Raw genomic sequence first — 26,225 nt, forward strand, 5'->3', positions numbered from 1 at the left:
GTGTCAGGCCGGTTTTTGGCGAATCGGATCAGCGTCGCATTCCGCCGTCGGACATGAGTACATTTCTGGTCGTGGCGCCTGAGAGTTTCGTCAACTTCCTCAGCGACAAACCTCCCACCTATTTCGATCAGAAGGCAAGCAGCACTATATTTTTCGGGATGCCGCGTCTGACGTGCGGTTGTTGACCGGTTGACGACAGCAAAGTCATTCCAGAAGACTTCAGGACAAGGGGGTCAGGTACGCCGAAAGTTCAGTCGTCAACTGCTGCCCGCAGTACTCTCGTTCGGGAATCCCCCGCTACTCATGCGGTGCACCTTGGTCCTCAGTGGTTCAAACATTCGACCCTCGCAACGTCCACGCTCGCCGAACTGACCGCCCGCCTTCGCCACTCCTCCCAGGATTCACCTGGGCCAAGACCGTCACCGGGACTTTCCTATCCCAGATGCCGCACAAATCGCGCTTTCGGCACCAGTAGTAGCTGCAATCGCCTGCTACTGAGAGCCGAGCAGAGAAACCTCGTGGCGCCACGCGGCACCCAGATTGAGACCGGCACCAAGATTCGGCAAGTCGGCCAGATCCTCGGCACCGATCGGTTTCAACGTGCCGCCCGCCGAGACGATGGACAACGACAGTGACGCGATCGTGTCGACGGAGATTGCGCGAAGAACCGCCTCCTGCACCGAGGTGCCGGTGGACGTGAGTCCGTGTCCGCGCATGAGGACCACTGGCCGCTCGCCCAGGGAATCAGCGACATCGTCGCCAAGCGCAGAGTTGTGAATCAAAGCGGCCCTGGGGAATACAGGCACTCCCCTATGTGCCAGCACGGCCCCCGGGATGTCATAGGCGCCGACAATGGGCAGGATTGTCAGCCCGGCGAGATCGGCTGCCACTACGTTGGCGGGATGCGCGTGCACCACCGACATGACATCGGGGCGACGCATGAGAACCCGGCTGTGAAGAGGCAGCTCGTACGGCACGGTGTAGCCGTCGAGTTCGCCGGGAGCGCCTGGCTCACCGGTCAATTCGACCAACCGAATATCTTGTGGCGTCGTGTGCGCCAGCCCGCGCTCTTGGGCGCCGCGGCACCGAACCAGCAGCCTGGTGTCGTCGATCCGGTAGCTGATGTGCCCGAGAATGCCGGGCGCTAATTGACGAGCCGCCAAAACTCGGCAGCCCTCCGCCACCAGATGCCGTAGTTCAGCCAATTCCCCGGACATCATCGCTTCACCGCCGGAGTCGAAAGCTGCGCGTGCACCGCATCGGCGGGTCCGCCGGCAGCGATAGTCCGCCGCAGCTGGACCGACGCCTTGGGCCAGTTGACGGTAAAACCGCCGCTTGCCCGGCCCTCGGAGTCCTGCCAGATCGCTGCCAAACGTAGCGGGTCGGACTGTTCCACCACTAGCGGTTCTGCCGCAACGTCACGGGTTCCGAACAACTGAATCTTCCAGTCGTACTGATCGCTCCACACATAGGCCACCGGGTCGTGCGCGAGCAAATCATCCGAGTGAACAATGTTGTGGGCCACCGTGTTTGCTTGCTCGACAGCGTTAGTCCAGTGTTCAACCCGCGCCGACGTGCCGAGCCGCGGTTGGTACCACTTCGAAATGTCACCGACAGCGTGGATGTTCGCAAAGTCGGGAGTGCGGCCGTATTCGTCACAGACGACACCGTCGTCGAGCGTCAGGCCTGACGACTCCAACCACCCGAGTTCCAGAACCGCACCAATTCCCACCACGACAGCGTCGACCGGAAATTCTGAGCCGTCGGAAAGCGTCGCGCGCAGACTGTCGTCTACGCAGTCGAGTGCGCTGACGGTGGTGCCGAATTTAGCCTCCACGCCATGCACCCGATGCAGGTCCGACAGGCGTTCTCCCAGTTCAGTGCCAACAATACGGGCCATCGGGACAGGGGCGGGATCGACAATCGTGACGTCGATGCCCTGCTTGCGCGCGAGTGACGCGACTTCCGCACCGATGAACCCGGCACCGACGACGAGGAGACGGTTCGCGCCGTGCAGACTCTCGCGCAGCGCGCGGGCGTCCGCAAGAGTGCGAAGTACATGGATACCAGGGCCGCTCCACGGCGAGGGCCGAGCCGCGGCGCCGGTAGCGATCACCAGCTCGTCGTAGTCGAGAACTGTGCCGTCGGCGAGTGCCAGCTGGTTGGCCTGCGCCCGCACTTCGATTGCGACAGCGCCTAACCTGAGCTCGATGTCGAGCTCTCGTGCCTCCGCCGCGGTGAGCAGTGGCACGTGCGCGTCGCCATCGAGCGGAACCTTCGACAGCGGCGGCTTGTCGTACGGCAAGTGCGGCTCGGCCTCGACGACTGTTACCGCCCCGGCGTAGCCCTCATTGCGCAACGCCCGGGCCGTACGGATACCGCCGACCGAGCCGCCGACGACAAGAACCCCGCCGCTCACTCTTCCTCCAGCCAGAGGGCGTTGGCGGGGCAGCTCTTCGCTGCGGTCTCGACGCGCTGGCGGTCGGACTCGTCCACCCGGGTTTTGAGCAGCACCACGAGGCCGTCGTCGTCCATGTCGTAGACGTCGTCCGCCGCGACCACGCAGTTTGCATAGCCCTGGCACAGTTCGAGGTTCGCTTTGAGGATTGCCATTTCCAAGTTCTTCTTTCGGTAGGTCGCGCGGTGCGACTCTTAAACTTTGATGCCCATGCCGCCATCCGAGTGGACGACGCGGCCGGAAATGCCGCGTGATCGGTCGGAGGCGAGGAAGACGTAGCTCCACGCGTGGTCGATGCCGGAGAGTGCGACTCCCAACGGGTTACGGCCGGCGAGTTCCTTCGCGCGGTCCGGACCGTCGAGTCGGTTCTCGGTCAGTCCCAGCGTCGTAAGCCCGCTCAGATCGGTCCCCAGGGTGCCGCCAGGGGCCACGCCGTTGACCCGGATGTCCGGTGCCAACTCGTACGCGAGGGTGGTGACCAATCCTCGTACGGCGAATTTGGAAGCGACATACAGGGTTCCGCCGCGGCCTGGGTAGTAGGCCGACGTCGACTCTGTGAGCACGATCGACCCACCCGACTCACGCAGCGCCGGCGTCGCGGCCTTGACGCTGTGCAGGTGCGACTTGACGTTGATCGCGAACATCTCGTCGAACGCCTGATCCAGCATGTCGGCGTCGATGCTCTCGAGCTTGCGGTAGAAGTCGAAGACGCCGACGCAGTTCACCAGAATATCCAGGCCGCCAAAGCGATCCACGACGGCAGCGACCGCAGTCTGGTTCGCGGCAGCCTTGGTGGCGTCGCCCTGCACAACTTCGACCTCGGGGTGCTCGGCCGCAAGTGCCTCACACTTGGCAGTGTCGAGTTCGAGGACGCCGACCTTGGCGCCCTCGGAGAGGAAGGCGTCGACCACACCGCGCCCGATGCCGGAGCCCGCCCCGACGACAAGCGCACGCTTACCGTCGAGCCAGCCGGTCACGAGGCGTCCTCGGTGCCGAGGAGCGACTGGAACGGTTTCCCGACCATCGCAGACAGCGTGGTTTCGTTCTGCCACGTCAGCGCTTCGAGCTCGAGAGCGTCGAGAGTGATCCACTGGCCGGACTTCGGCGATTCGATGAGCAGCCGAACGCCGTTGCGGGTGTGGACCTTCGAGATTCGCATGTCGGCGAACTCATTCGCGACGACGATGGTCTCACCGTCGCGCTGGTCCTGCAGCACGCCGAGCCGGGAACTCGCCCGGGCTGCCGCTGCGGCGTCCTCGGCTTCACCCTCCCAGGCGAGCTTCACAGGAAGACCGCCAGGTTCTGCATGCGCAGCACGGACTCGTCGGCGGCGATGTGCCGACGGGCCAGGCGCCAGACGTCCCCCTCGAGACGCAGCAGGTCGACGCGACCAACCGAGAGCAGCGAGGGCTCCAGCACGTCACCGCGGCTGCGGAACAACAGGACTGCCGACTCGACGACGAGTTCGTTCTCGTTCTCCGTCGCGAAGGTGCGGACGTTGGACAGGTGGTGACGCAGTCGCGAGGGCGGATCCTCTGCCCACGCGTGGCCCGTGTCGAAACGCGCGACGCGACGGCTCAACGAGTACTTGTCCTCGTCGAAGTGCGCCATGTCCTTGGCCGTGTCATAGCCGGTTCCCAGCGCCGTGGTGACGCGGATCGGCATGAAGTAATGGATGTCCTCGGCGAGGGTATCGAGCCAGGCGTCGTACTCCTGTCGATCGAGAATGTAAGTCTCCTCCACGAGCCAGCGATTCGCGGTCAGGTGCCGCGGATCGTCGAATGCCAGTGAGGAGCCAACGGCGGTGGTCTTCGACGCGGCCTGACCCAGCGGGGAGCTGGCGGAGTCGATGGGGATGTAGGTGCTCATGAGTTATACCTCCGCCTTCTCGCTGCTGCACTGCGCTGCCGTGTCACTGCTGCACTCACCATCGACATTGGGAGCACCGACGTGAATGTTCTCCGTCACCGGCGCCGGCTTCTCCAGATAGTCGGCCCACTCGTTGAGAAGGTGCCGCTGGTTGTATTCGCCGTAGCCGACGTGCGCCACGCCGGGACCGCAGAACTCGTCCTCCGTCAATGGCTGCACTACCGGGCTGTCGTCGTGCAGCATGCCCATGCGGCCGTTGAGCAGCAGGCGGCGGGCCATGGACCCACCGGCGGTATTGGTCAGAGAAACCCAGTTCTCGACGTCATCCTGCTCGAACATGCCGCTGGAGCCGAAGCACATCAGGTAGGCCTTGTAGGAGAGCTTCTTGAACTCCTCCGGAGCTTCCTTGTCTACGACGAACCAGGACAGGACCTCGGTCTCGTCGGCGCTGATCGGCTGCCACTGCCGGATGGAGATGAAGGGCAGGACGTCGTCGCCTTCAGCGACCTTCGGCCAGTTGTGAACCAGGCTGATGTTCGGGAAGACCGAAGCGGCCGAGATCATGAAGCCGTCGCGTCCGATGACGTCGACCTGCTCCTGGGACCACTGCTCCTTCATGCGCTCGACCATTTCGTCGGGGTAGCCCACGTAGTTCATCTTCTCTTCGAAGGTTCCCGGGGGCAGCTTGTACGTGGTGCCGCCGCCTTTGCCCGCCCAGTATGTGTTGCCGTCCTTACGCTTTTCCGCCTTCGGCTCGCGGAACAGGCCGATCTCGACGACGCTCGTGTGCGTCTGCGGCGTGTGGTACATGTCGCCGGCGAAGTTCTCGGCGCCGATCTTCCAGTTGGCCTTGACTCGCCAGCGCTGGGGTCCGCGAACCTCGACGCCACTCGCGCTCTGCTTGGTGTAGTAGTCGAGGTAGAACTTGAAGTCGCCGAGGAAGTCCTCCAGCGACTCGGCGTCCGGGTCCATCGACACGAAGATCAGCCCGTTGTAGATGCCCAGGCTGGGCGCCGGCAGCAGTCGCTGTCCCTTACGCGCGAAGCCCTCCTCGCCGCCGTATGCCTCCTTGTGGAACGGCATACCGACGATGCGGCCGTCGTTCTTGTACGACCAGCCGTGGTACGGGCAGCGGAAGTGCGAGGCATTGCCCTGCTCGGCGCGGCACACCTGCATACCGCGGTGCAGGCACATGTTGAACATCGCGTGGATCTCGCCGGACTGGTCACGGCTGACGATGAACGAATTCTCCATGACGCGGCGCACAACGTAGTCGCCAACCTGCGGCAATTCCGACTCGTGCGCAACAAACATCCATGCACGGCTGAACAGCCGCTCCTTCTCAGCCTCGAAAACCTCTGCGTCGTTGTAGATGTGCGCAGGGAGCATGCCTCGTCGGACGTTCGCTATAACGCCATCCGCGTCACGCATGAGAAGCCTCATTTCGATAGTTTTTCTGATGTACAGAAAGTTATTCTGCTTTCAGGAAGGAGCGATGTCAACCGTCGATTCACCGCACGGTTCGTTCAGCTTCGCGGACTCGAATCTCCGCAGAGAAGAATTATGGTCTGTTCGCCAGAGGTATTGTGGTGCTCAAGCAGCACAAATGCACCGGCCAGGCCGGTTGAATGCGAAACCCGTCGCGTCACGTTGTGCAGGTGAGCCTGGACAACTTCAGCCGTGCCGGAAGTCGGAAACCGCGCCTGGCCCGGTCGGTCAATCCTGGATCGCGAGGGGAAGCTCGGCGTACACACGCCAGCTGCCGTCAGGGCGTCGACCGGTCTCGAGAGTTCCCTGCAGAACTGCGACGCGCTCACGCATTCCGACCAAGCCGTTGCCGGAACCACCTGTGAAAGCAGACGTCGCCATCCCCTTGTCGATGACTTCCACCAGGACTGCGGTGTCGGTGCGGCGCACGGTAACTCGCGCTTTCGGACTGTCGCCGCCGTGACGCAGCACGTTGGTCAGTGACTCCTGAACGATCCGGTGAATACCCAAACTCACGGACGGCGTGATGTCGTCGAGTTCGCCAGTCAACTCCAGTCGTACGTTCAAACCCGTCGCACGCATCATCTCCACAACCTTCGCGATGCCCGCAGAACCGTGTTGCGGCATCGCCTCGTTGTTGACTTCGGTGCGCAACAGCGAGACCGTGCGTCGTAGTTCTGCCAGCGCGTCTCGCCCTGTGCTCGAGATGTTGCCAAGCGCTTTCTTCGCTAGCGCCGGATTCGTGTCGACGGCATAGCTCGCCCCGTCGGCTTGGACGATCATCACGCTCACCGCGTGGGCAACGACGTCGTGCAATTCGCGCGCGATGCGGGTCCGCTCCGCGGCAACGGCTTCCTCGGCCCGGCGGTCGCGGTCGTATTCGGCCACCTCCAGACGTGCCGCCACTTCTTCGTCATACGCGCGTCTGGCACTGACAAATTCGGCGCTGATCCAAGCCAGGGCGAACAGCATTGCGGTAACGATGAGATCCAGGACGATGTCTGTTCGCACCACAAGCATCGCCAGAGTCGAGTCGATGAGGAGAAAGCCGAGGTAAATCGCGGCGGTGCGCCGGTCCACGTACACGACCAGCGTGTAGAGAGCTACGCCTAACGCCAGCAACCCGGGATGTTCGACTGATGCATTCCCACTCATCCACATGAGAAAAGTACTGGTGAACGACATCAGGAGGATCGCCACCGCAGACACTCGCGGGTACTTACGACGCCAGAGGACGGGAAGGCAGATCAGGAATCCGAGCGCCAGTTGTTGCCAATGTTCCTCGCGCTCAGAGCTTATGTACGAGACGATCTCCAGGGCAAAGAACAGCAACGCCAACGCGCCGTCGGCGATCATCGGCTTGCCTCGCAGCCACAGGCTGAACCTCCTCATGCGATCAAGACTCCCACACCGTCACCGCATCACCGCTCACTCTGTGAGAGAGTCACCGCCGTGGATATTGCGGACTGGGGCCTGCTCATGACGGCGGCGACGGCGGCCGGATGGGTTGATGCCGTTGTCGGCGGCGGCGGGCTGATTCTGCTGCCGGCACTGTTCCTGGTTGCACCCCAGTTGACGCCGCAGGCCGCATTGGCTACCAACAAGCTCACCGCGTTCACCGGGACCAGCGCTGCGGTGTGGACGTTCTCACGCCGAATTCCGATGCAATGGCGACAGTTGATCCCGGCGGCGATCTTGGCCGCGATTACTGCAGCGTGTGGCGCGGCGGCAGTGTCGTTGATCGACAAAAAGTACTTCATTCCGATCGTGATGGTTGTCCTGGTGGCCGTCGCCGTGTTCGTCACGATGCGTCCGAGCCTGGGTACGACGCTCGCCACGCACCGCCCGACTCAACGCAAGTCGGCTCTGGTGATCTTGCTGTCAGCGGGACTCATCGGGCTTTACGACGGTTTACTCGGCCCCGGTACAGGCACGTTCCTGATCATCAGCTTCGCGACGTTTCTCGGAACGGAGTTCGTCCGCAGCGCGGCGATGGCCAAGGTCATCAATCTCGGTTCCAATTTCGGCGCGTTGACGTACTTTGCCGTCACCGGCCACGTGTGGTGGAGCTTGGGATTGGCGATGGCCGTGTGCAATGTTCTCGGCGCGGTCGTCGGTTCGCGTATGGCGCTGAGTAAAGGCTCCGGTTTTGTCCGGATCACACTGCTGGTTGTTGTGATTGCCATGGTGATTCGCCTGGGGTGGCAGCAGTTCGGCTAGCGTCATGACGGTGACCGTCACCCGAGATGTCGATGCAGATTTCCTCGCCCTCCCTCTGAAGGCAGTAGCGGACGCCGCGCTGTCCGCAGCGCGCGCCGCCGGAGCCGAGCACGCGGATGTACGTGTGCACCGGTTGCTCACTCAGTCGATCCGGTTGCGCGACGGCAAAGTTCAATCGGTTTCGGACAGCGACGAAGTGGGTGTGGCTGTCCGCGTGATCGTGGACGGAACCTGGGGTTTTGCCTCCCACGCGGAGGTGTCACCCGCTGTTGCGTCGTCGTTGGCACGGCAAGCCGTCGAGGTGGCGAGGGCGTTGCGATCACTCAATCGCGATCCGGTGACTCTTGCCGACGAACCGATCTACGCCGACGCCACGTGGGTGTCTCCGTACGAGATAGATCCGTTCACCACTCCGACGTCCGACAAGGTCGATCTTCTCCTGGACTACTCGGGCCGACTTCAGGCGTCCGACGGCGTCGACCACGTCACCGCTGGGGTTCTCCAGGTCAAGGAACAGACGTTCTACGCCGATATGGCGGGCTCGTCGATTACCCAGCAACGGGTGCGACTGCATCCCGAAATCGAGGCAACAGCCGTCGACAAATCAGCGGGCAGCTTCGAGTCGATGCGTACTTTGGCGCCGCCGGCCGCGCGGGGTTGGGAGTATCTCGGCACCGGTAGCACGTGGGACTGGGCTGAGGAGCTGGCGCAGATCCCGCAGTGGCTCACCGAGAAGGTCAAGGCGCCGTCGGTCACACCTGGCCCCACAGACCTCGTGATCGACCCGACCAACCTGTGGCTCACCATTCACGAATCCATCGGGCATGCAACCGAATACGATCGGGCAATCGGATACGAAGCCGCCTATGCCGGCACCTCCTTCGCGACCCCCGACAAGCTCGGCACACTGAAGTACGGCACCGACATCATGCACGTCACGGCCGACCGCAACGTCGCACACGGACTGGCCAGCGTCGGCTATGACGACGACGGCGTTGCCGCCCAGCGCTGGGACTTGGTCGCAGACGGCACGCTGGTCGGATATCAACTCGACCGCGCGTTTGCACCTCGCCTGGGCCTGGAGCGCTCCAACGGGTGCTCGTACGCCGATTCGCCGCACCACGTTCCCATCCAGCGAATGGCCAACGTATCCCTCTCCGCCGATCCGGAGACCGACACGTCGACGGCCGACTTGATCTCGAGAGTCGAGGACGGCATCTACATCGTCGGAGACAAGTCGTGGTCAATCGACATGCAGCGCTACAACTTCCAGTTCACGGGTCAGCGGTTCTTCAAAATCCGGGACGGCAAACTCGACGGCCAGCTCCGCGACGTCGCCTATCAAGCCACGACCACCGACTTCTGGGGCTCGATGGAAGCTGTAGGCGGAGCGTCGACGTGGAAACTCGGCGGCGCATTCAATTGCGGTAAAGCCCAACCTGGACAGGTCGCCGCCGTCAGTCACGGATGCCCGTCCGCTTTGTTCCGCGGTATCAATATCCTCAACACCCGTTCGGAGGCCCAGCAGTGATCACGGCGCAGCAGGTAGTGGAACGCGCGTTGGCTGCGCGCACTGTCGACGAGTCGATCATCATCGTCACCGACGCCAGCGAAGCGTCGTTGCGGTGGGCCAACAACTCCATGACCACGAACGGTGTCTCACTGTCTCGGACCTGGACCGTCGTCTCGATTGTTCGGGACGGTGACGTCGCCCGTGTCGGGACGGTGAGTTCCAGCAGTGTCGATCCCGCGCAGATCGAGACCGTCGTGAAAGCAAGCGAGGACGCCGCCCGAAGTGCAACACCCGCCGATGACGCCTCCGACCTTGTACCGGCAGGTCCAGCAGATTCCGAATGGGAATCCGGCCCTGCACTGACCGACATCGCCGTCTTCAGTCGCCTTGCTGCCGACCTCTCCGCCGGTTTCGACGGACAGGATCAACTGTTCGGCTTTGCGCATCATCAACTGCACACCACGTGGCTCGGAACCTCCACCGGACTTCGTCGCCGTACCATCCAGCCCACCGGCTCAGTCGAGATCAACGGCAAACGCGGCGACGCCAGCGCCTGGGTCGGATCCGGGACGGTCGACTTCAGCGACATCTCCATACCCAATCTTTTGTCCCAGTTGACTACTCGTCTCGACTGGGCAAAAAACTCGGTCGCGTTGCCGGCTGGACGGTACGAAACAATTCTTCCGCCGTCCGCGGTTGCAGACCTCATGATCTACCTGATGTGGACCATGGAAGGCCGCGGAGCCGAGGAAGGCCACACCGCACTGTCGAGGACAGGTGGCACGCGAATCGGGGAAACCCTCGGAACACTGGGATTGACTCTGACCTCGGACCCGGACGCCGTCGGCTTGAAATCCGCGCCGTTCGTGGTGACCACGTCGTCGAGTGAATCCGTCTCGCTCTTCGACAACGGTATGGACATCGATCGTGTCGACTGGATCAAAGACGGCACGATCTCAGCCCTCGCGTATCCGCGTCATGCTGCCCGCGAATTCGACCGACCGGTTGCCGTGCCAGGTGACAACCTGATCCTCACCGGCGGCGATGACACCGGCATCGAGGACATGATCGCGAAAACCGAACGCGGTCTCCTCCTCACCACACTCTGGTACATCCGCGAGGTGGATCCGACAACGCTGCTGCTCACCGGGTTGACCCGCGACGGTGTGTACCTCATCGAGAACGGCACGATCGTCGGCGCGGTCAACAATTTCCGCTTCAACGAAAGCCCGCTGGACCTCCTTCGCCGTGTCACCGAAGCCGGACGCACCGAGATCACGCTCCCCCGCGAATGGAAAGACTGGTTCACCCGCACCGCCATGCCACCGCTGCGCATTCCCGATTTCCACATGTCGTCGGTCAGCGCGGCGCAGTAGAAACGTTTCCCTCCCACCCACTCTGGGTATGCCGTCCATAGGACTACACGAAGAAGTTTTGTAATGGAGAAGTACAAGATCACCCTCCCGGAAGGCACCTCGACAGTTGGGGAATTCGAATCCGACCGAGATGCTATTGCCCACGCAGTGAAGTTGAATCACGGTTGCAGCGACAGTGTTTCGGTATCGAGGATCGACAACACCGGAAAACTGATACCGACCATGCTGCATTGCGATTCCTCCCCTCAGGCAGAGAATCATCGAAGGTCATCGAATTCCACGCAGCACGCGTGAGATTGCCTGATACTGGGTGCCGAGACGCCGGTTACAGATGCACGGCTGTGCGCTTGCCGATAGTGGTGCAGAGTGCGTCGAGGTCGGCGGGCTGTGTTAGCCGCCGACTCGAATTACTCCAGTGATCGTCCCTTGAAGGTAGTCAGCACTCGAATTGATCAGCGCGGACATCTGCAAGGTGTCGTTGACTATGGTCCCGGGCAGATCGCGCGACGCAAGCACCTCCCCGGTGTTCGGATCGATCACCGTGAACGCAAAGCCGTCGAGCGGGGTGGTGCTGTCGGATGAAAGCGGAAGCCCTTGACGAACGACGGTGTACAAATTTCCGTCGGCAGTCGACAGATGCGGCACGGCAGAACTACGAGCGTCGTTGTCCCACACTGTGTGGCATCCGGTTCCAGCATTATCGACATCGACTCGCGTCATGCCGCCGACAAACGGTGCACTCGCGGGTACCGCGGGCCCGGCGCCCTCAGGCACCGTCGGGTAGGGATAGCCGTAAGTGCCGGCCACGAACACCGAGTTGCCGATACCAATCGGCGAGTTCTCGCTGCCTGGCCCTGCGGTACTGAGAACCTTCTGACTGCAGACCATTTCACCGGTCGCAGCTCGGTAGACCAAGAGATGCACCTGAGTGTCGGCATTGTCGACGATCGTCACGTAGTCGTCCCCATTGGGGCCGAAATAGGTTGGCGTGGAACCGGTTCCCCAGCTGAGTTGACCTGGCTTGCGGGCACTGCCACGGTCGTACGGTGCACGCCAATCTATTGTCGGGGTGCCGTCCTGCGTGGCGCTGAGCTGGTACAGCGCGTGAGTAGTCGCGACGGCGGTGCCGAACGCCGAGGTAGAGATGCTGTTCTGCACTTCCTCGCCGGCCGGCAATTGCAGTGTGCGGGCGACTCCTCCCCCGTCGACGCTACCGACGCGACCGGCACCAGTTGCAAACCACACGTTGCCTTGCCAGTCCGGTGCGAGGCCGGTGACATTGTCGCCGTCGGGAATTGACGAGGTCAGATCAACTGATTGGTCGACGAAGAGTCGCCAACCGCCGTTTGGCTTCTGTTCGTGCTGCACCCGCACCAGCATGCGGTTACCATCCACCGCAACAAGCCGGTTGTCGTTGTCCAGGTACGCATAGACACCGCCGAGCAAGCTGCCTTTCGCAAGTTCAAGTTGCGCAACGGAAGCAGCAGGTGAGAATGATCCGACCGACGAACCCGCCGATCCGGTGCCGAGCGCCGACGTGTCTATCAGGTGCACCGTCGGAGTCTGGCCGAGGATGCTGGTACACAGCGCGAGAACCAATCCATCGGATCCCTCGAGCAGTGTCGGGCATGCTGCAGCCAAGGGAAGCGGATCAACGGCTAATTTCCCGGTGCCCGGACCGCTGAGTGGTGTCGCATCGGAGGAACCGGCGTCACCGTGCATCGTCGAGGTACCCATTGGTCCGAGGAACGGGTTGGGAGCGGCGAGTGGACCCCAGGATGTGGGCTGAGCGGATGCGTTGCCACCGCCTGCTGCAATCAGTACCGCGGTCAGAGCTGTCAGAACCAGTCGGCCCTCGTCCCGCTCGGCACTTTCTGCATCGCATCTCCGTTCCCCGTGGGAGTGTTTTTCGCGGACGACAGACAGAGACCCGCGCTATGTGCGGTTCGAGTCGACCACACATTTGTTTGCGGCCAGGCCTATTCCCGAAAAATTGCGACAATTACCCCAAAAGGTTGTCGTTACGCATATCCGCCCCAACTGGGGGCTTGAGCGATCAGCGATTTTGAGGTCAACAGCCGTGGTTCGCTGCCGTCTGGGTTCATGACCCAGATACCCACCAGGGTGCGAGGTTCAGCTACCCCGTGCGTGTAGACGATCTTCGAGCCGTCTGGCGAATACACGGCTCCGACATCATGTTCCGTCGTAAGTGCGCGAATGTCCTTACCGTCGGCTGTCATCACATATGTCTCGGATTGGTTCTTCCCGCCACGGTTGCTCGAGAAGACGATCGTCGACCCATCCGGCGAATAGGCGGGATCGGAGTTCCAGTACTGGTCACGCAGCACCTGGAACCATCCGGTGCCGTCAGCCGAAAACCCTGCGATGTAGCCGTTTTCGTTGAAGATGATCTTCGTTCCGTCCGGGGAGAACGAAGGAAAAGACCTACTCGGGATGCTGCGATCGTCATTCACCTCCGGTGAGAGTTGTTGCCGATCGGAACCGTCAGCATTGATCAGGCAAATCCCGCCGACGCAGCCGAATACGATTTTCGAGCCATCCGGCGAGAAATTGGGGGAACCGCCGCGGTCGGTCACGGTCGTCTGCTCGGTTCCGTCGACGTTCATCACCGCGATCCCAGATCCGCGGGTGTAAGCAATCTTGCTTCCATCCGGAGCGACAGCAGGGTCGGACGCGTATTCAGAGTAGTTGTCGTCAGTGATGGTGGTGGTGAGCTGGCGAAGGCCGCTCCCGTCCGGCTTCATCGTGTAAATCGAACCGTCGCCATCTGCAAAGGCAATGATTTCTGTCGCCACGTCATGTTCGGGTTCAGGGCTGCTACAAGCCGCGACGAAGAACATGGTAAGAGCCGCAACAACGATGACTCTTGATTTGCTCGATCGAAGCCACCCGTAATTTCTGCGAACTCTCATCATCGACCTCCGCTCCCTAACCGTGAGGACCAGGAACCTGGTCCACTATTACTGCGAGTGTGCCAGGGCCGACGGGCCGTCAAGTCCCAGACCACAATGACAACCCCGACGATTTCTTGCCGCAGTCACGACGCGCGCAGGGGCAGCTGCTCTAATCAACCAATGACGATCACAGGATTGATAGAGGTCGAGCACCACACGTTTCTCATCTCGGCTGCCGACGCCGATCCCACCGACACCTACACCACCGGCCAGGTTTTCGACGCCGGCAACCACCTCATCTCCGTTCACACCGGAATCGCCTACGGTCCCGTCAATGTCACACTTGAACTGTTGTCCGGTGATGACCATATTTTCGAAAACGGTGGTCCTTATATCGATCTCGACGCATGGGACAACATCGAGGAAGTCACCGTCGTGTGCCGCGAACCCATGCTTTTCATCACCTTGGCAAACGAGATCGTCGAAGAATTCGGGAAGCTCACCTCCCACCGAGGTGCTCGGCACTTCCGCATCGCCACCCGTGGACGAGCATCGCATTGGGACCTTGACGTCGACACACCCACCGAGGACTACCTCATCCAGACCTGGCCCACAGGCGGACCTTCGATGATCCGCGAGATCAAAGCCACCGATGGCGTCTGGAAAGAATGAGCGCATGCAGATTCGATCGCGGTTCGGCTTGCGCGAACTGATACCGCTCTATGTTGTTCCGTCGCTGTACACGTCAGACCTCAAACGCAGCACCCAGACCGCTCGCCCTACCGGCGATCAGTTCGGAATCGAGCTGCTACTTCACTCGGCTCTGGGAGAGGCGTATAACCCCCATAGCAGGTCGTGACGTCGCCGAGTTCGCTCGCCGATTATGCACACGCGCGGATGATCCCGCCTGCGCGAGCACAATTGCCACGCGGCGATCGACCGGGTGATCTGTACTTTCGAATCGCGCCGGAAAGCTGTATCCAACGGTGACGGCCTGGATGCTGGACTCGGACCCGGCGCTGCGCCGGTGTCGGTGCCGACTAATACGTCGATGCCGTCGCCGTCGCCGCCGTTTGTGCCGGCAAGGTATCCCGTAGTCGACCGGATAGACGGCGTGGGGAATACGCGGATGGGCATCGCTATCGTCTGGACTGAGGGCCGACAACGAGGTCAACGAGCTTCTCGATATCACACGCCGGTTCACTGTGTTGCGAAACTGCTGCAAGGCGAATTGGGGATACCAAGGCTGCAAGGACAGTGTCCGCCACCAGAGAGTTCCACCTACGCGAGATCGCCCCGGCTACCTATCTACTGACCTATACGCTCCAGCAAGACACCAAGCTCACCCGCAGGGCAACTATTTGGCAACGGCGCGAACGTGATTGGACGGTCCTCTACCGCCAAGGAACTCTCGTCTCCGACCCAACACTGAACGTGGTGATTCATCACCCTCGAGTGGATCAATAGCTAGGCTCACGTTATGACACGACAAGTAAGTGCATGGGGTGGCGCGCTCTGGCTGAGTCCGCAACATCGCGAGGCAGCACTCGACGCAGCTCGCGAACTCGACGAGTTGGGTTACACGCGGTTGTGGACGTCAGGCGGTTTCGGAGAAGGCCTGCCTGCCGTGTACGGCGAAGTGCTATCTGCGACAACGCGAATCGGTGTCGCCAGCGGCATTGCCAGCATCTGGCATGCTGACCCCACCGAAACCGCCCAAGCCGTCAGCAACCTCGAGCGCGACTACCCTGGTCGCTTTCTCCTGGGAGTAGGAACCAGCCACGCACCGATCGTCGATGCGAAGGCGCAGCACACCTACACCAAGCCTTACACCCACATGGTCCAGTACCTGGACGCTTTGGACGCCGCACCGGACCCGGTCCCCGCCAGTCGCCGAGTCCTGGCAGCCCTCGGCCCTCGCATGCTCAAGCTGTCGGCTGCCAGATCGGCCGGAGCACACCCGTACTTCGTGCCGCCAGAACACACAGCCCTTGCCCGCGAGATTCTCGGAGCCGAGCCACTGCTCGCACCTGAAGTTGCCGTGGTCCTCGAAGAGGACGAAACCATTGCCCGCGGGATCGCCCGCGAATACATGCGCGGCTACCTGTCGTTGCCGAACTACTCGGACAACCTCCGCCGTCTGGGGTACACCGACAAGGATTTGTTGGGCGGAGGTAGCGACGCTCTGATGGACACGCTGATTCCGTGGGGTGACCTCGAACGTGTCTGTGCCGGCATCGAAGCGCACTACGAAGCGGGCGCCGACGAAGTAGCAATCCAAGTGCTCACTGCAGACCCGACTTCCTTCCCAGCGGCAGAATATCGGGATCTTGCCACGGCATTGATCGCCTGACAGGCACCTAGAATACTTGCACGAACGTGTACCAATCACCGTCGAGTTCCTGGTAGCCGATGTCGCCGTCATGTCTGGGAACGCCGAGGTACGGCGCCCCGCCCGGCAGGTACGCCAGACCGATCGAATTGATCAGCCCGCCTTCGATGAAGAACAGACACCCGTGCTCAACTGACTCGATCCGCCTGACCTGATACACACCTATTCGACGGTCAGTCGCCGACGTCGAGCATTCCTGGGCCTCGGCAGCCAGTGAGTCCTTCGACGCCATGAACGCAATTCGCGACGGCACCGACAGCGCTACAAGTGCACATGTGAGGAGAACGAGCGCCGGCGCAATCAAACTCCAGCGCAAGGCTCGAAATTTGAACCACCCAATCAGGCTGAGTATCAACCACACTGCACCCAGGGCAGCGAGCACGGCCATGGCGAGCGCGAAGTACACATACGAAGCGAGTGGCACGGCACTCCACAGGGCAACACCACAAGCGCCGGCAACGAGCAGCGCTGTGATCCCGACGAGCACAGTCCACCAAGCCTCAGGTCCCACCTCTTCGCTCATCTGGCGACTCTGGCATACGACGATGCGCACGGTGCCGAAACAGGACACACCACTCGAGCGCCAGCGGTGTAAAAAGCAATTCCTCGTCACTAACGTGGAACTCGGAGCGATCACGGCTCGCTCCCCCAGCAGACGCAAAAGGAGGACCACGTGAGCACCATCGAAAGTCGACCCCACGCCACCCAACGACTGTCTGTCACCGACATAGACCCCGAGGCGTACAAAGGCATGCTGGCCATCGAGAAATATGTCCACGCCGGCGACCTCGAATCGAAAACACTCCATCTCCTGAAAATCCGTGCCTCGCAGATCAACGGCTGCGCCTACTGTCTGGACATGCACACAACCGAATCCCGAAAAGACGGCGAGGATCAACGCCGGCTGGACGTATTAGCGGCCTGGAGAGAAGCGTCGTCGTGGTTCAGCGACGCCGAGCAGGCCGTCTTGGAATTGACGGAAGAAGTGACGCTCATCGGGAAAGGTGGCGTCTCGGATGAAGTCTGGGCGCGAGTGAAGGCGTCATACTCCGAGAATCAGATCGTTCGCCTGTTGATGGCAATCTCAGCGATCAACACTTGGAATCGGCTCGCCATCTCAACCCATCAGGAGCTAGCCCCGCTTTAATACTATGCGGACAAGGAATAGAACGGGACTGCATTCCGGGATGCAGATAATTTGAAGAATAAATAGATTTCGTATTCAATCAGAGTTGAATACATGGCCGACGCTGCACGTTCCGCAAACGACAGTTGGTGCTGCGTACGCACCCTAATAGGGCGTACGCAGCACCTTTCGTCACTTACATTATTCCACGGTCTCCGGCGAGTCCGATGAGAATGAATCCACGAATGCGATCAACTTTTGCAGCACTGCCGAGATATCGAAATCTTCCAAACTACCCATTTCAATCTTCCCTTCCGTGGTGAGGTTGAATCAATCCTTACAACACCGAATGTAGATCATGTTTTGTCATCGCGCACAGCATCTCCACCGAAGAGTCGAAAATACGACAATCAGCAAGACATGGGTTAATTTCGCGTATACAGCCTGCTCAACCGACTGTAATGCGCATATTAATCCCACCTGAAATGCTGGTGAAAAAATTCAAGCTAATCTTCGGAAAAGTTATCGGAACCCGCGTGGCGAAATACTTTGCAGACCAACACGCGATGGCATGCTGCGCATCGCCACTCTCTCCGGAATATCCGATACCGTGAAGGGAACCGCATTGCCGAAGGGAGCGAGATTGGTAATCCACGCAGGCACTTCTGCGTTCGACGCGAGCGAAGCCCTCCCTACCTCGATCCATTCGCCCAGATCGCCAGCGCTACTGCCATGACGATCTGGCGGGCAGATGAAACTCTTCGGGCGTCGATCGTCATCGACGGCAAGGTCTTGCGAGCCGTCTTGTTCGACATGGACGGTGTGGTCACCGACACCGCGAAAGTTCATCTCGCGGCCTGGCGGCGACTTTTCCACTACCTGACCGAGCGAGGCGAGGTCGGCGATGTGGAACTCAGCGACAACGACTACCGGCGATATATCGACGGCAAAGCACGAGCTCAAGGCCTGCAGTCGTATCTCACGTCGCGCGATGTGGTTCTCCCGCTGGGAAATTCGGAGGGCTCCCCGAATGCGGTTACCATCACCGACCTTCTCGGGCGCAAGAATACGTACTTCCTCGAAGAGCTTGGTCGACACCGTGTCGAAGTGATTGTTCCCACGGTCCGGTGGATTCAGCAGTTGCGCTCGGCCGGCGTCCACACAGCGATTGTCTCGGCAAGCAGAAACGCGAAGTTCGTACTCGACAGCGCCCACTTGGCAAACCTCTTCGATATCCGCTGTGATGGCATCGACGCCGCAAAGCGCGGCCTTGCAGGGAAACCGAACCCCGACACCTATCTGGAAGCTGCAGCGCGCCTGTCAGTCCCGCCATCTGAGTGTGTTGTCATCGAGGACGCGACCGCCGGAATCCGCGCTGCCAATTCCGGCGGCTTCGGCCTCAGTATCGGACTGGGCCCGGCGGAGAACGTTGCAGACCTGATCGGCAGCGGAGCCGACTTCGTGGTGTCCGACGTCAGCGAAATCGATTACCACTTCGTCACCTCTGCCTCGGCAGAGGGCGACAACGACGATGCTGCGTGCGAACTGTGTACCGACGGCGCCGACCCGTCCTGGTCCCTCGAATACCGCGGCCTCAGCCCCGACACCGCTGGGCTGCGGGAAACACTGTTGACACAGGGGAACGGCTATTTCGCCACCCGCGGAGCGCTCCCGGAATCACATGACGACGGCGTGCACTACCCCGGCACATACATCGCCGGGTGCTACAACAGATTGACTTCGGAGGCAGCGGGTAGGTCTCGCGACGACGAAAGTGCCGTCAATATTCCGGATTGGACGGTATTCACCGTGGCCGGACCCGACGGCCAGTGGCTTGGGAGCGGGTCCCATCTGATCGATCATCACCATGAAGAATTCGATCTACGCTGCGGGACGGTTCGGCGTGAGACGACTTTCCGCGACATCACCGGCCGAGTGACCAGAATTCGTCAACAACGATTCGTATCGATGGACGATCCTCACCTCGCAGCAATCTGCACGACGATCATCCCCGAGAACTGGGACGGCACTGTCCATGTGCGCTCGGGAATCAATGCAGCCGTGTCTAACAACAACGTCCCGGACTATTCCTTACTGGCGAATCACCACCTCACCGTCATTTCCGCAGAAGCGGTTGATCACGAACGTGTTTCGACGACAGTCGAAACGTCGACCTCACATATCCGTGTGTCGCAGTGTGAACGGTTGAGAGTCCGGTTCGATGACGGGTCGACGCCGCAACACACACGGCGCGTGGACGTCAGCGAAAATTCCGTCGCACAGTTGGTCACATACACGGCAACATCGGGTCAGCCCGTAGTTTTCGAAAAAACCATGTCGCTCTTCACATCTCGTGACCACGCAATAGCGGAACCCGACCATGCTGCACGGGAACACGCAATCGATGCGGCCGACCATCGCGAATTGTTCCGCCGGCATTGCATCGCGTGGGAGCTTCTGTGGCACAAATTTGCCATCACTCTGGGCTCCGATGTCACAACATCTTTGGCCGCCAACGTCCAGCTCGTTCACGCACTGCAGACCCTGTCCGCGCACACCATCGATCTCGACGTGGGCGTTCCGGCGCGAGGACTACACGGCGAGGCCTATCGCGGGCACGTGTTCTGGGACGAATTGTTTGTCACGCCAATCCTTACTCTGCGCCTACCCGAATTGACACGATCATTGCTGCTGTATCGAAGTCGCCGACTTCGACAGGCAAAGAGCAATGCCGGAAAGACAGGACACGATGGCGCACTGTTCCCCTGGCAGAGCGGTAGCGATGGGCGCGAGGAAACGCCGACTGCACTGTTCAATCCGCGATCCAAGCGCTGGATGCCCGACAATTCCCGACGTCAGCATCACGTGAACCTCGCCGTCGCATACAACGTATGGCACTACTGGCAAACAACCACCGACCTCGAATTTCTCAGGAATCACGCGGTCGAACTTCTAGTCGAAAATGCGCGCTTTTGGATCAGCCGGGCTGACTACGACGCCACCGATGACCGATACGACGTCCGGGGCATCATGGGCCCGGACGAATTTCATGACGGCTATCCAGGTCGCCCTGGCGAAGGCATCGACAACAATACGTACGTCAACATCATGACGGAGTGGTCACTGATGCGAGCGCTCGACGCCGTCGAGATTCTCGGCCGCACAAGCCGATCCATCACCGAAGACCTCGAGGTCACAGAATCCGAGTTGGCGGCCTGGGACAAGATGAGTCGTCGTCTGCGCCTCACCTTCCTTCCGAATGGCCTGCTCGCGCAATTCGAGGGTTTCGATACCCTCAAAGAACTGGATTGGGCAGACTACCGATCCCGGTACCTCGATATCGGTCGGCTCGATCTCATTCTCGAAGCTGAAGGCGACTCGACCGTCCACTACAAGGCATCCAAGCAAGCAGACTTACTCATGCTGCTGTATGTATTTTCCGCGGAGGAACTGACCGATCTGATCGCACGGTTGGGTTACCACTTCGATCCGTCGTCGATTCCGTCCATGATCGATTACTATCTGTCCCGCACCACGCACGGATCGACTCTCAGCCGAATCGCGCACACCTGGGTGCTCGTCCGCGGTAATCGTTCGCAATCATGGGACATGCTTCGCAGCGCGCTCGCGTCGGATCTCTCGGACTCCCAGCATGGCCGTACGCGAGAGGGCATTCACCTCGCTGCGATGGCGGGCGCGATCGATATTCTCGAACGCTGTTACACCGGCCTCGACTTCCGTGACGATGTTGTGTGGTTGCATCCGCAATTGCCGATCGAACTGAGCGAACTTGCCTTCACGATCTACTACCGTGGCCATCGATTGCAGATCCAATGCACACATTCTTCAGTGACCGTATCGTCGGAGACGAAAGATGCTGCACCGATCGAACTTTCGATCGACGGCAGCAGTCACATAGTATTACCAGGATCGTCCGTAACCGTTTCCGCCCAGTAACTGGAGATCCAACATGCCTCACACCAACCCGGACGATCCAAATTCCGCGTCGACGGGATACAACAACTCGTCCTCTACCGCCGGCCAAGTCGCCCAGAACAGCATCTTCGAGCGTATTGCCCGAGCAGGCTTCGTCGGGAGCGGCATCGTTCACCTGATCATCGGCTACATCGCCATCCGCCTCGCTCTCGGGGGCGGCGGCGGAACCGCAGACCAGTCCGGGGCGATGACAGAACTGGCGAACAAGCCGGGTGGCGGCTTGGCGCTCTGGATCGGCGTCGTCGTATTTGCAGCTATGGGCCTGTGGCGGGTGGTTGAAGGTGTACTCGGCAGTTCGTCCAGGCCCGATGCCAATAAGAAATTGTCGCGAATATTCGATCGAATCAAGGCGTTCTCCCTGGCCGCGGTCTACTTTGCATTTGCGTTCACCGCGTGGGGTTTTGCACGCGGAATCGGCAAATCCAGCAGCAGCCAGAGCACCGGGATCACCGCGCGTCTGATGCAATCCGGTGTCGGCTCGGTCGCACTCGTTGTCGGCGCTCTCGTCATTGTCGCGATCGGCGGTTACCACGTGTACAAGGGAGCCAGCCAGAACTTCCTCGACGACCTCGATGGGCCCACCAGTGATCTGGTTCGACGCCTCGGCACGGTTGGGTATATCGCCAAGGGATTGGCCATTGCGGCAGTGGGTGTGCTTGTGATCGTTGCGGTGATCCAATCGGCCCCCGATAAGTCCTCCGGCCTCGACGGTGCCCTGAAAACCCTCGGCGCCCAACCTTACGGAGTCGCACTCCTGGTGGCCGCGGGACTTGGCATCATCACCTACGGTCTCTACTCCTTCGCTATGGCCCGATCGGCCAAGATGTGATCAACCCACGTTGATGACACCGTCATTCCTGCGTTCTGCGTAGAGCGCTTTGATCGTGTCGGCATACTTACTCGCGATCGGTGTGCGCCGCAACTTCATCGTCGGCGTCAGTTCATCACCGCCTGGAACCCACGCCGATGGAATAATCGAAAAGCGTTTCACCTGTTCAACTCTGGATAGTTTTGCGTTTCCAGCCCTGACTGCCAGTGTTGCCTCTTCCACGATCTTCGGGTGTGCTGCCAAATCCGCGAGTTGCGCTCCGGGCACCCCTAGGGCCTCTGCTCGCAGATCAGTGACGTCCGGATCCAGCGTCACCAGCGCGGTGACGTAGCTCTGGTTGTTACCGATCGCGACAACTTGGGCGATCAACGACGAGGATGCCTTGACAGCATTCTCGATATTGTTGGGCGCCAAGTTCTTTCCCGACGAATTGACGATGAGTTCTTTCTTGCGGTCGACGATGGTCAGGTTGCCGTTGTCATCGCACTTTCCGATATCGCCAGTCGCCATCCAGCCGTCCGAATCGATTGTTTCAGCGGTCTTCTCGGGCTGATTGCGGTATCCGCGCATCACGATCGGTCCTCGTACCAGAACTTCACCGTCCGCTGCGAGTCTGATTTCTACGCCCGTGACGGGTTTACCCACTGTCCCGATCTTCAGATTGTCGGCCGTGGTCATCGCACCGAGGCCGATAGTTTCCGACATCCCCCAGATCTCGAGCAACGGGATACCCAAGCCGGTGAAGTACTCGAGGATCTCGACAGGAATAGCCGCTGCGCCTGTGAAAGCCAACCTGAGCTGATCGAACCCCAACGCGGTCCGCACCTTCGAAAACACCAAGGTGTCGGCGACCCGGTATTGCAGTTGCAACGCCCGCCCCCGTGGTGTCCCGTTCAGAGTCGCTCTCGCCGCTCGCGCACCCACAGCGAAAGACCACGCCGCCAACTTGGACGTGATCGGGTTTGTTTCCGCTGCCAGCTTTGCCTCAATTCCGGCCTTGATCTTCATCCAGACCCGTGGGACACCGACGAACATGGTCGGCCGGACATCGGACAGCGCGGACATCAAGTCGCGCAGATCTCCGACCGCCGTGATTTGCACACCAAAGATCTGGTTGGCGCCGTGCGTGGAAATCCGATCCGCAATGTGGGCCGACGGCAGGTACGAGATAGCCCGGTCCTCGAACCCGAGGTCGAAGCCGGCTATCGCCCTGGCGGCAGCGATTGCGTTGCGCTGCGTGACCTCCACACCTTTAGGGGGACCGGTGGTGCCCGAGGTGTAGACAAGGGTCACCAAATCGTCCGGTCTCACCGCTCGCCACGACGCCTCGAAATCGAAGTTCGCGGCCGGATTCGATTCGATCTCCGCCAACTCGAGCGCTCCATCCGCCGGGCCGTCCACGGTGACGATGTGCTCGAATGTCACGCGAGATGCTGCGATCGGCGACAGGAACACCTGCTCGGTGACGACCACCTTGTTGCCCGCATCGGTAAACAGAAATTGGAGTTGTTCTGGCGCGCTGGTGTTGTACACCGAAAACGGAATAGCTCCTAGATGCGTGATTGCAGTATCAACGAGATTGAATTCCGGCCGGTTGGTGAGCATGAGCCCGACGGTGTCGCCGCGCCGAACGCCTAGTTCGGCCAGTCCACCGGCGATGGCCTCGACACGCCGCGCGTATTCACGCCAGGTCACCTCCTGATGTCCGCCAGGAGTCCGCAACGCGACTTTGTCGGGGTGCATCCGCGCGGTGTGCTGGAACGCCTCTACTGCGGTACGCACTTCGTTTCCCGACGGATGGACAAGAACTATGTCATCGGTGCCATCGATCATCACTTCTCCTGCGGACATCGAAATCGATTGCCGAAGTCGAGGATTCAGAACAGTCTGCGCATGATCTTCACGGAACGCGCGGAATACGGAGGGTAGACGAACTTCAGATCAGGCTTGAATGGCTTGACCAGCACAGACTTACGATGACTGAACGCGTCAAAGCCCCACTTTCCGTGGTAGGCGCCCATCCCGCTGTCACCGACACCACCGAACGGCAATTGCGGCACCATCGCGTGCACGGTCACATGATTCACCACTGCCCCACCAGAACTGATCGCATTGACCAGCTTTGTCGCCACGGTTCGCGAACTCGTGAAGTAATACGCAGCAAGTGGTTTGGGTCGCGCGTTGACGAACGTGATCGCCTCGTCGATCGAATCCACGGCGAGCACAGGAAGAATCGGCCCGAAGATCTCCTCCTGCATCACTGCGTCGTCAGGATCGGGGTCGGTGATCACCGTCGGTTCTATCGTGAGGGCATCACGATTCGATCCACCCCCGAACACGATCCGCCCGGAAGTGTCGGCCAGGCTTGCGGCGAGCCTGTCGAACTGCCGCTCGTTGACGACCTGCAATCCCGCGCCCTGCTGATCGGCGCGAAACTGCGTGAGAGTGTCGATGATGCGACGCACCAATTGTTCGTGGATCGACCGTTCCGCGAGCACATAGTCGGGCGCAAGGCATGTCTGTCCCGAGTTGAACAACTTCGCCCACGCAACGCGTCTGGCTACGACATCCATTTCGGCGTCGGCAGCGACGACGACCGGGCTCTTGCCACCAAGTTCGAGCAGTACCGGCGTCAAGTCCGGCGCCGCTCTTGCCAGGATCTTGCGCCCGATCTCGGAACCGCCCGTGAACAACACCTTGTCAGGGCCTTGGGACAATAGTTCCTGCGTCACCTGTGCGTCGCCTTCAACAACCACAACGGCCTCTGGATCGACGTACCGCGGCAGCCAATGAGCCAGCAGTGCGGACGTCGCAGGAGCCCCTTCCGACGGTTTGACGATGACTACGTTGCCCGCAGCAAGTGCTGCAACAAGTGGGACGAGAGTGAGATAGACGGGATAGTTCCAGGCTCCGATCACGAGCACGACACCGCGCGGCTCGTACTGGACCCAGCCGACTGCCGGCAGTTGGTTCAGCGGGAGCGGTTGTGGTCGCCGACGCATCCACCAGCGCAGACGTTTTCGCGCGTAGGTCGCCTCTGCCTTGACGAGTGCGACGTCAGCGAGCCACGCCTCGATCTCACTGCGTCCGAGATCTGCCGCAAGAGCCGCCGCTATCTCCTGCTCGCGTTCGTCGAGAAATCGTTCGATTCCCTCGATCTGGGCTTTGCGCCAGTCTGCTTTACGGGTCCGGCCACCTGCATACGCTTCCCGAAGCTGAGTCACGATAGGCGCGACATCAGATTCTGCGGACGAACCCTTGGAATGTGATTGATTGGTGAGCGTCATGGGAGACTCCGTCAGATCGAAGATCTGGACATGCCGATGAGGGCGAGCACCCATTGTGATGGTGCGTCTGTGCTGGTGCGTCGCACACACCGACATGTCCAGCGTATCGACCCGAGCCACACCATGCGATGACTAGGAATGAATCTCCACATTCGCTAAACTACGGCACGTTAGCCGTCAGCTCGATTGATCAGTTCATCCAATCATGTTGTCCGAAAACACTATTCATCGAATAGGCACCCGACTATGTTTCGGAGATCGCGATCCCGACGGTTCCGGTCTTGCCGCGACGGAGGAGACTGCCCTTCATGGTGAGCCAGCCGATGATTCCGTAGCGACGAGCAATCGCATCGCGGGCATGATCGGTTCCAGGCCCGTCGAGGATTTCTGCCTTCGCGGCGACCGGGTCACCCTTGGGGTTTCCGCGAGCATCGCACACCGCAACGGTCACGGACGGGTTCCGCCTGATCCGCTTCACCTTGTAGGAATCGGCCACCGTCCACACCAGCAACCGCTCACCGTCGAGGGCAGCCCATAGCGGCGTTGCGACGGGTGTGCCGTCTTTACGGAATGTGGTGAGCAGGACGTACTTGGATTCTGTCACTCGCTTGAAGTCTGGGGTCACCTGTCGAGGATAGGTGCGAATCGCGGTTATCACGCGACCGGCATTTCAGACACTGCTCCGCGATCAATCAATATGTCCGGATTGCCGCACTTTAGGGGCTCCAAGCTATGCATGATCCCCAGCCGAATTCT

General features: G+C 60.6%; 23 protein-coding genes. 9 read left to right on the forward strand and 14 right to left on the reverse strand.

The features are described 5' to 3' along the window. Positions 1-491: 491 nt before the first annotated feature. The 8 genes from C7T36_RS23310 to C7T36_RS23345 form a co-directional block, all read right to left on the reverse strand. Positions 492-1,220 carry a class II aldolase/adducin family protein gene (locus C7T36_RS23310; protein WP_045067799.1) on the reverse strand — a complete coding sequence of 243 codons (729 nt, stop codon included), beginning with the start codon at positions 1,218-1,220 and terminating at the stop codon, positions 492-494. After that, the gene (locus C7T36_RS23315) at positions 1,217-2,419 is read right to left on the reverse strand and encodes an NAD(P)/FAD-dependent oxidoreductase (protein WP_045067800.1); all 1,203 of its coding nucleotides are present in this window, start codon (positions 2,417-2,419) and stop codon (positions 1,217-1,219) included. Before C7T36_RS23315 ends, C7T36_RS23310 begins: the two co-directional genes overlap by 4 nt. Continuing rightward, the gene (locus tag C7T36_RS23320; RefSeq protein WP_033231992.1) at positions 2,416-2,613 is read right to left on the reverse strand and encodes a ferredoxin; all 198 of its coding nucleotides are present in this window, start codon (positions 2,611-2,613) and stop codon (positions 2,416-2,418) included. The genes C7T36_RS23315 and C7T36_RS23320 overlap by 4 nt, the downstream gene beginning before the upstream one ends. 39 nt (positions 2,614-2,652) lie before the next feature. Next, complete coding sequence (hcaB, locus tag C7T36_RS23325; protein WP_045067801.1) at positions 2,653-3,435, reverse strand: 3-(cis-5,6-dihydroxycyclohexa-1,3-dien-1-yl)propanoate dehydrogenase; 783 nt, start codon at positions 3,433-3,435, stop codon at positions 2,653-2,655. Next, positions 3,432-3,743: a hypothetical protein gene (locus tag C7T36_RS23330; protein WP_033231990.1), complete on the reverse strand. Its 312-nt coding sequence runs from the start codon at positions 3,741-3,743 to the stop codon at positions 3,432-3,434. Before C7T36_RS23330 ends, hcaB begins: the two co-directional genes overlap by 4 nt. Continuing rightward, entirely contained in the window at positions 3,740-4,327 is a 588-nt protein-coding gene (locus C7T36_RS23335) for a 3-phenylpropionate/cinnamic acid dioxygenase subunit beta (protein ID WP_045067802.1), read from the reverse strand. Before C7T36_RS23335 ends, C7T36_RS23330 begins: the two co-directional genes overlap by 4 nt. 3 nt (positions 4,328-4,330) lie before the next feature. Beyond that, positions 4,331-5,758: an aromatic ring-hydroxylating dioxygenase subunit alpha gene (locus C7T36_RS23340; RefSeq protein ID WP_045067803.1), complete on the reverse strand. Its 1,428-nt coding sequence runs from the start codon at positions 5,756-5,758 to the stop codon at positions 4,331-4,333. A 285-nt stretch (positions 5,759-6,043) separates the two neighbouring features. After that, a complete protein-coding gene (locus C7T36_RS23345; RefSeq protein WP_045067804.1) occupies positions 6,044-7,207 on the reverse strand; it encodes a sensor histidine kinase in 1,164 nt (387 codons plus the stop codon). An 87-nt stretch (positions 7,208-7,294) separates the two neighbouring features. Between C7T36_RS23345 and C7T36_RS23350 the strand changes: the two genes are divergently transcribed. The 3 genes from C7T36_RS23350 to C7T36_RS23360 are packed head-to-tail and all read left to right on the forward strand — an operon-like array spanning position 7,295 to position 10,924. Then, the gene (locus C7T36_RS23350) at positions 7,295-8,035 is read left to right on the forward strand and encodes a TSUP family transporter (protein ID WP_267951586.1); all 741 of its coding nucleotides are present in this window, start codon (positions 7,295-7,297) and stop codon (positions 8,033-8,035) included. Between the two features lie 4 nt (positions 8,036-8,039). Further along, positions 8,040-9,566 (forward strand): TldD/PmbA family protein, encoded by a 1,527-nt coding sequence (locus tag C7T36_RS23355; RefSeq protein WP_045067805.1) that lies wholly within the window; start codon positions 8,040-8,042, stop codon positions 9,564-9,566. Continuing rightward, positions 9,563-10,924, forward strand: a complete 1,362-nt coding sequence (locus C7T36_RS23360) for a metallopeptidase TldD-related protein (RefSeq protein WP_045067806.1) — start codon at positions 9,563-9,565, stop codon at positions 10,922-10,924. The genes C7T36_RS23355 and C7T36_RS23360 overlap by 4 nt, the downstream gene beginning before the upstream one ends. A 390-nt stretch (positions 10,925-11,314) precedes the next feature. Here C7T36_RS23360 and C7T36_RS23370 read toward each other — a convergent pair whose 3' ends face one another. Both C7T36_RS23370 and C7T36_RS23375 read right to left on the reverse strand, forming a co-directional pair. Further along, positions 11,315-12,661 (reverse strand): hypothetical protein, encoded by a 1,347-nt coding sequence (locus tag C7T36_RS23370; RefSeq protein WP_375129283.1) that lies wholly within the window; start codon positions 12,659-12,661, stop codon positions 11,315-11,317. 284 nt (positions 12,662-12,945) lie between these two features. Further along, positions 12,946-13,740, reverse strand: a complete 795-nt coding sequence (locus C7T36_RS23375; protein ID WP_045067809.1) for a PD40 domain-containing protein — start codon at positions 13,738-13,740, stop codon at positions 12,946-12,948. 279 nt (positions 13,741-14,019) lie between these two features. On the opposite strand from C7T36_RS23375, the gene C7T36_RS23380 reads away from it, so the two are divergent. The 3 genes from C7T36_RS23380 (at position 14,020) to C7T36_RS23390 (ending at position 16,192) form a co-directional block, all read left to right on the forward strand. Next, the gene (locus C7T36_RS23380; protein WP_045067810.1) at positions 14,020-14,511 is read left to right on the forward strand and encodes a hypothetical protein; all 492 of its coding nucleotides are present in this window, start codon (positions 14,020-14,022) and stop codon (positions 14,509-14,511) included. A gap of 4 nt (positions 14,512-14,515) precedes the next feature. After that, on the forward strand, positions 14,516-14,698 hold the full coding sequence (locus tag C7T36_RS23385) for a histidine phosphatase family protein (protein WP_045067811.1): 183 nt from the start codon (positions 14,516-14,518) through the stop codon (positions 14,696-14,698). A gap of 621 nt (positions 14,699-15,319) precedes the next feature. Further along, on the forward strand, positions 15,320-16,192 hold the full coding sequence (locus C7T36_RS23390) for a TIGR03620 family F420-dependent LLM class oxidoreductase (protein ID WP_045067812.1): 873 nt from the start codon (positions 15,320-15,322) through the stop codon (positions 16,190-16,192). Between the two features lie 7 nt (positions 16,193-16,199). Here the strand turns inward: C7T36_RS23390 and C7T36_RS23395 are convergent, their stop codons facing one another. Continuing rightward, the gene (locus C7T36_RS23395) at positions 16,200-16,754 is read right to left on the reverse strand and encodes a hypothetical protein (protein ID WP_045068142.1); all 555 of its coding nucleotides are present in this window, start codon (positions 16,752-16,754) and stop codon (positions 16,200-16,202) included. Positions 16,755-16,904: 150 nt separating this feature from the next. Between C7T36_RS23395 and C7T36_RS23400 the strand changes: the two genes are divergently transcribed. The 3 genes from C7T36_RS23400 to C7T36_RS23410 all read left to right on the forward strand — a co-directional run bounded on the left by C7T36_RS23400 (position 16,905) and on the right by C7T36_RS23410 (position 22,182). Next, the gene (locus C7T36_RS23400) at positions 16,905-17,378 is read left to right on the forward strand and encodes a carboxymuconolactone decarboxylase family protein (protein WP_239654737.1); all 474 of its coding nucleotides are present in this window, start codon (positions 16,905-16,907) and stop codon (positions 17,376-17,378) included. 711 nt (positions 17,379-18,089) lie between these two features. After that, on the forward strand, positions 18,090-21,314 hold the full coding sequence (locus tag C7T36_RS23405; RefSeq protein WP_051730316.1) for an HAD-IA family hydrolase: 3,225 nt from the start codon (positions 18,090-18,092) through the stop codon (positions 21,312-21,314). A 13-nt stretch (positions 21,315-21,327) separates the two neighbouring features. After that, the gene (locus C7T36_RS23410; RefSeq protein ID WP_045067813.1) at positions 21,328-22,182 is read left to right on the forward strand and encodes a DUF1206 domain-containing protein; all 855 of its coding nucleotides are present in this window, start codon (positions 21,328-21,330) and stop codon (positions 22,180-22,182) included. Here C7T36_RS23410 and C7T36_RS23415 read toward each other — a convergent pair whose 3' ends face one another. From C7T36_RS23415 to C7T36_RS23425, 3 genes are all read right to left on the reverse strand, one after another. Next, the gene (locus tag C7T36_RS23415; protein WP_375129340.1) at positions 22,183-24,012 is read right to left on the reverse strand and encodes an AMP-dependent synthetase/ligase; all 1,830 of its coding nucleotides are present in this window, start codon (positions 24,010-24,012) and stop codon (positions 22,183-22,185) included. It lies immediately after the preceding gene. A 47-nt stretch (positions 24,013-24,059) separates the two neighbouring features. Next, positions 24,060-25,469, reverse strand: coding sequence for an aldehyde dehydrogenase family protein (locus C7T36_RS23420; RefSeq protein ID WP_045068147.1), 1,410 nt, complete (start codon positions 25,467-25,469; stop codon positions 24,060-24,062). A 244-nt stretch (positions 25,470-25,713) separates the two neighbouring features. After that, positions 25,714-26,094 carry a PPOX class F420-dependent oxidoreductase gene (locus C7T36_RS23425; RefSeq protein WP_045068149.1) on the reverse strand — a complete coding sequence of 127 codons (381 nt, stop codon included), beginning with the start codon at positions 26,092-26,094 and terminating at the stop codon, positions 25,714-25,716. Between the last annotated feature and the right edge of the window lie 131 nt (positions 26,095-26,225).

Source organism: Rhodococcus sp. AD45-ID, from assembly GCF_003023755.1.
Classification (GTDB): Bacteria; Actinomycetota; Actinomycetes; order Mycobacteriales; family Mycobacteriaceae; genus Rhodococcus_F; species Rhodococcus_F globerula.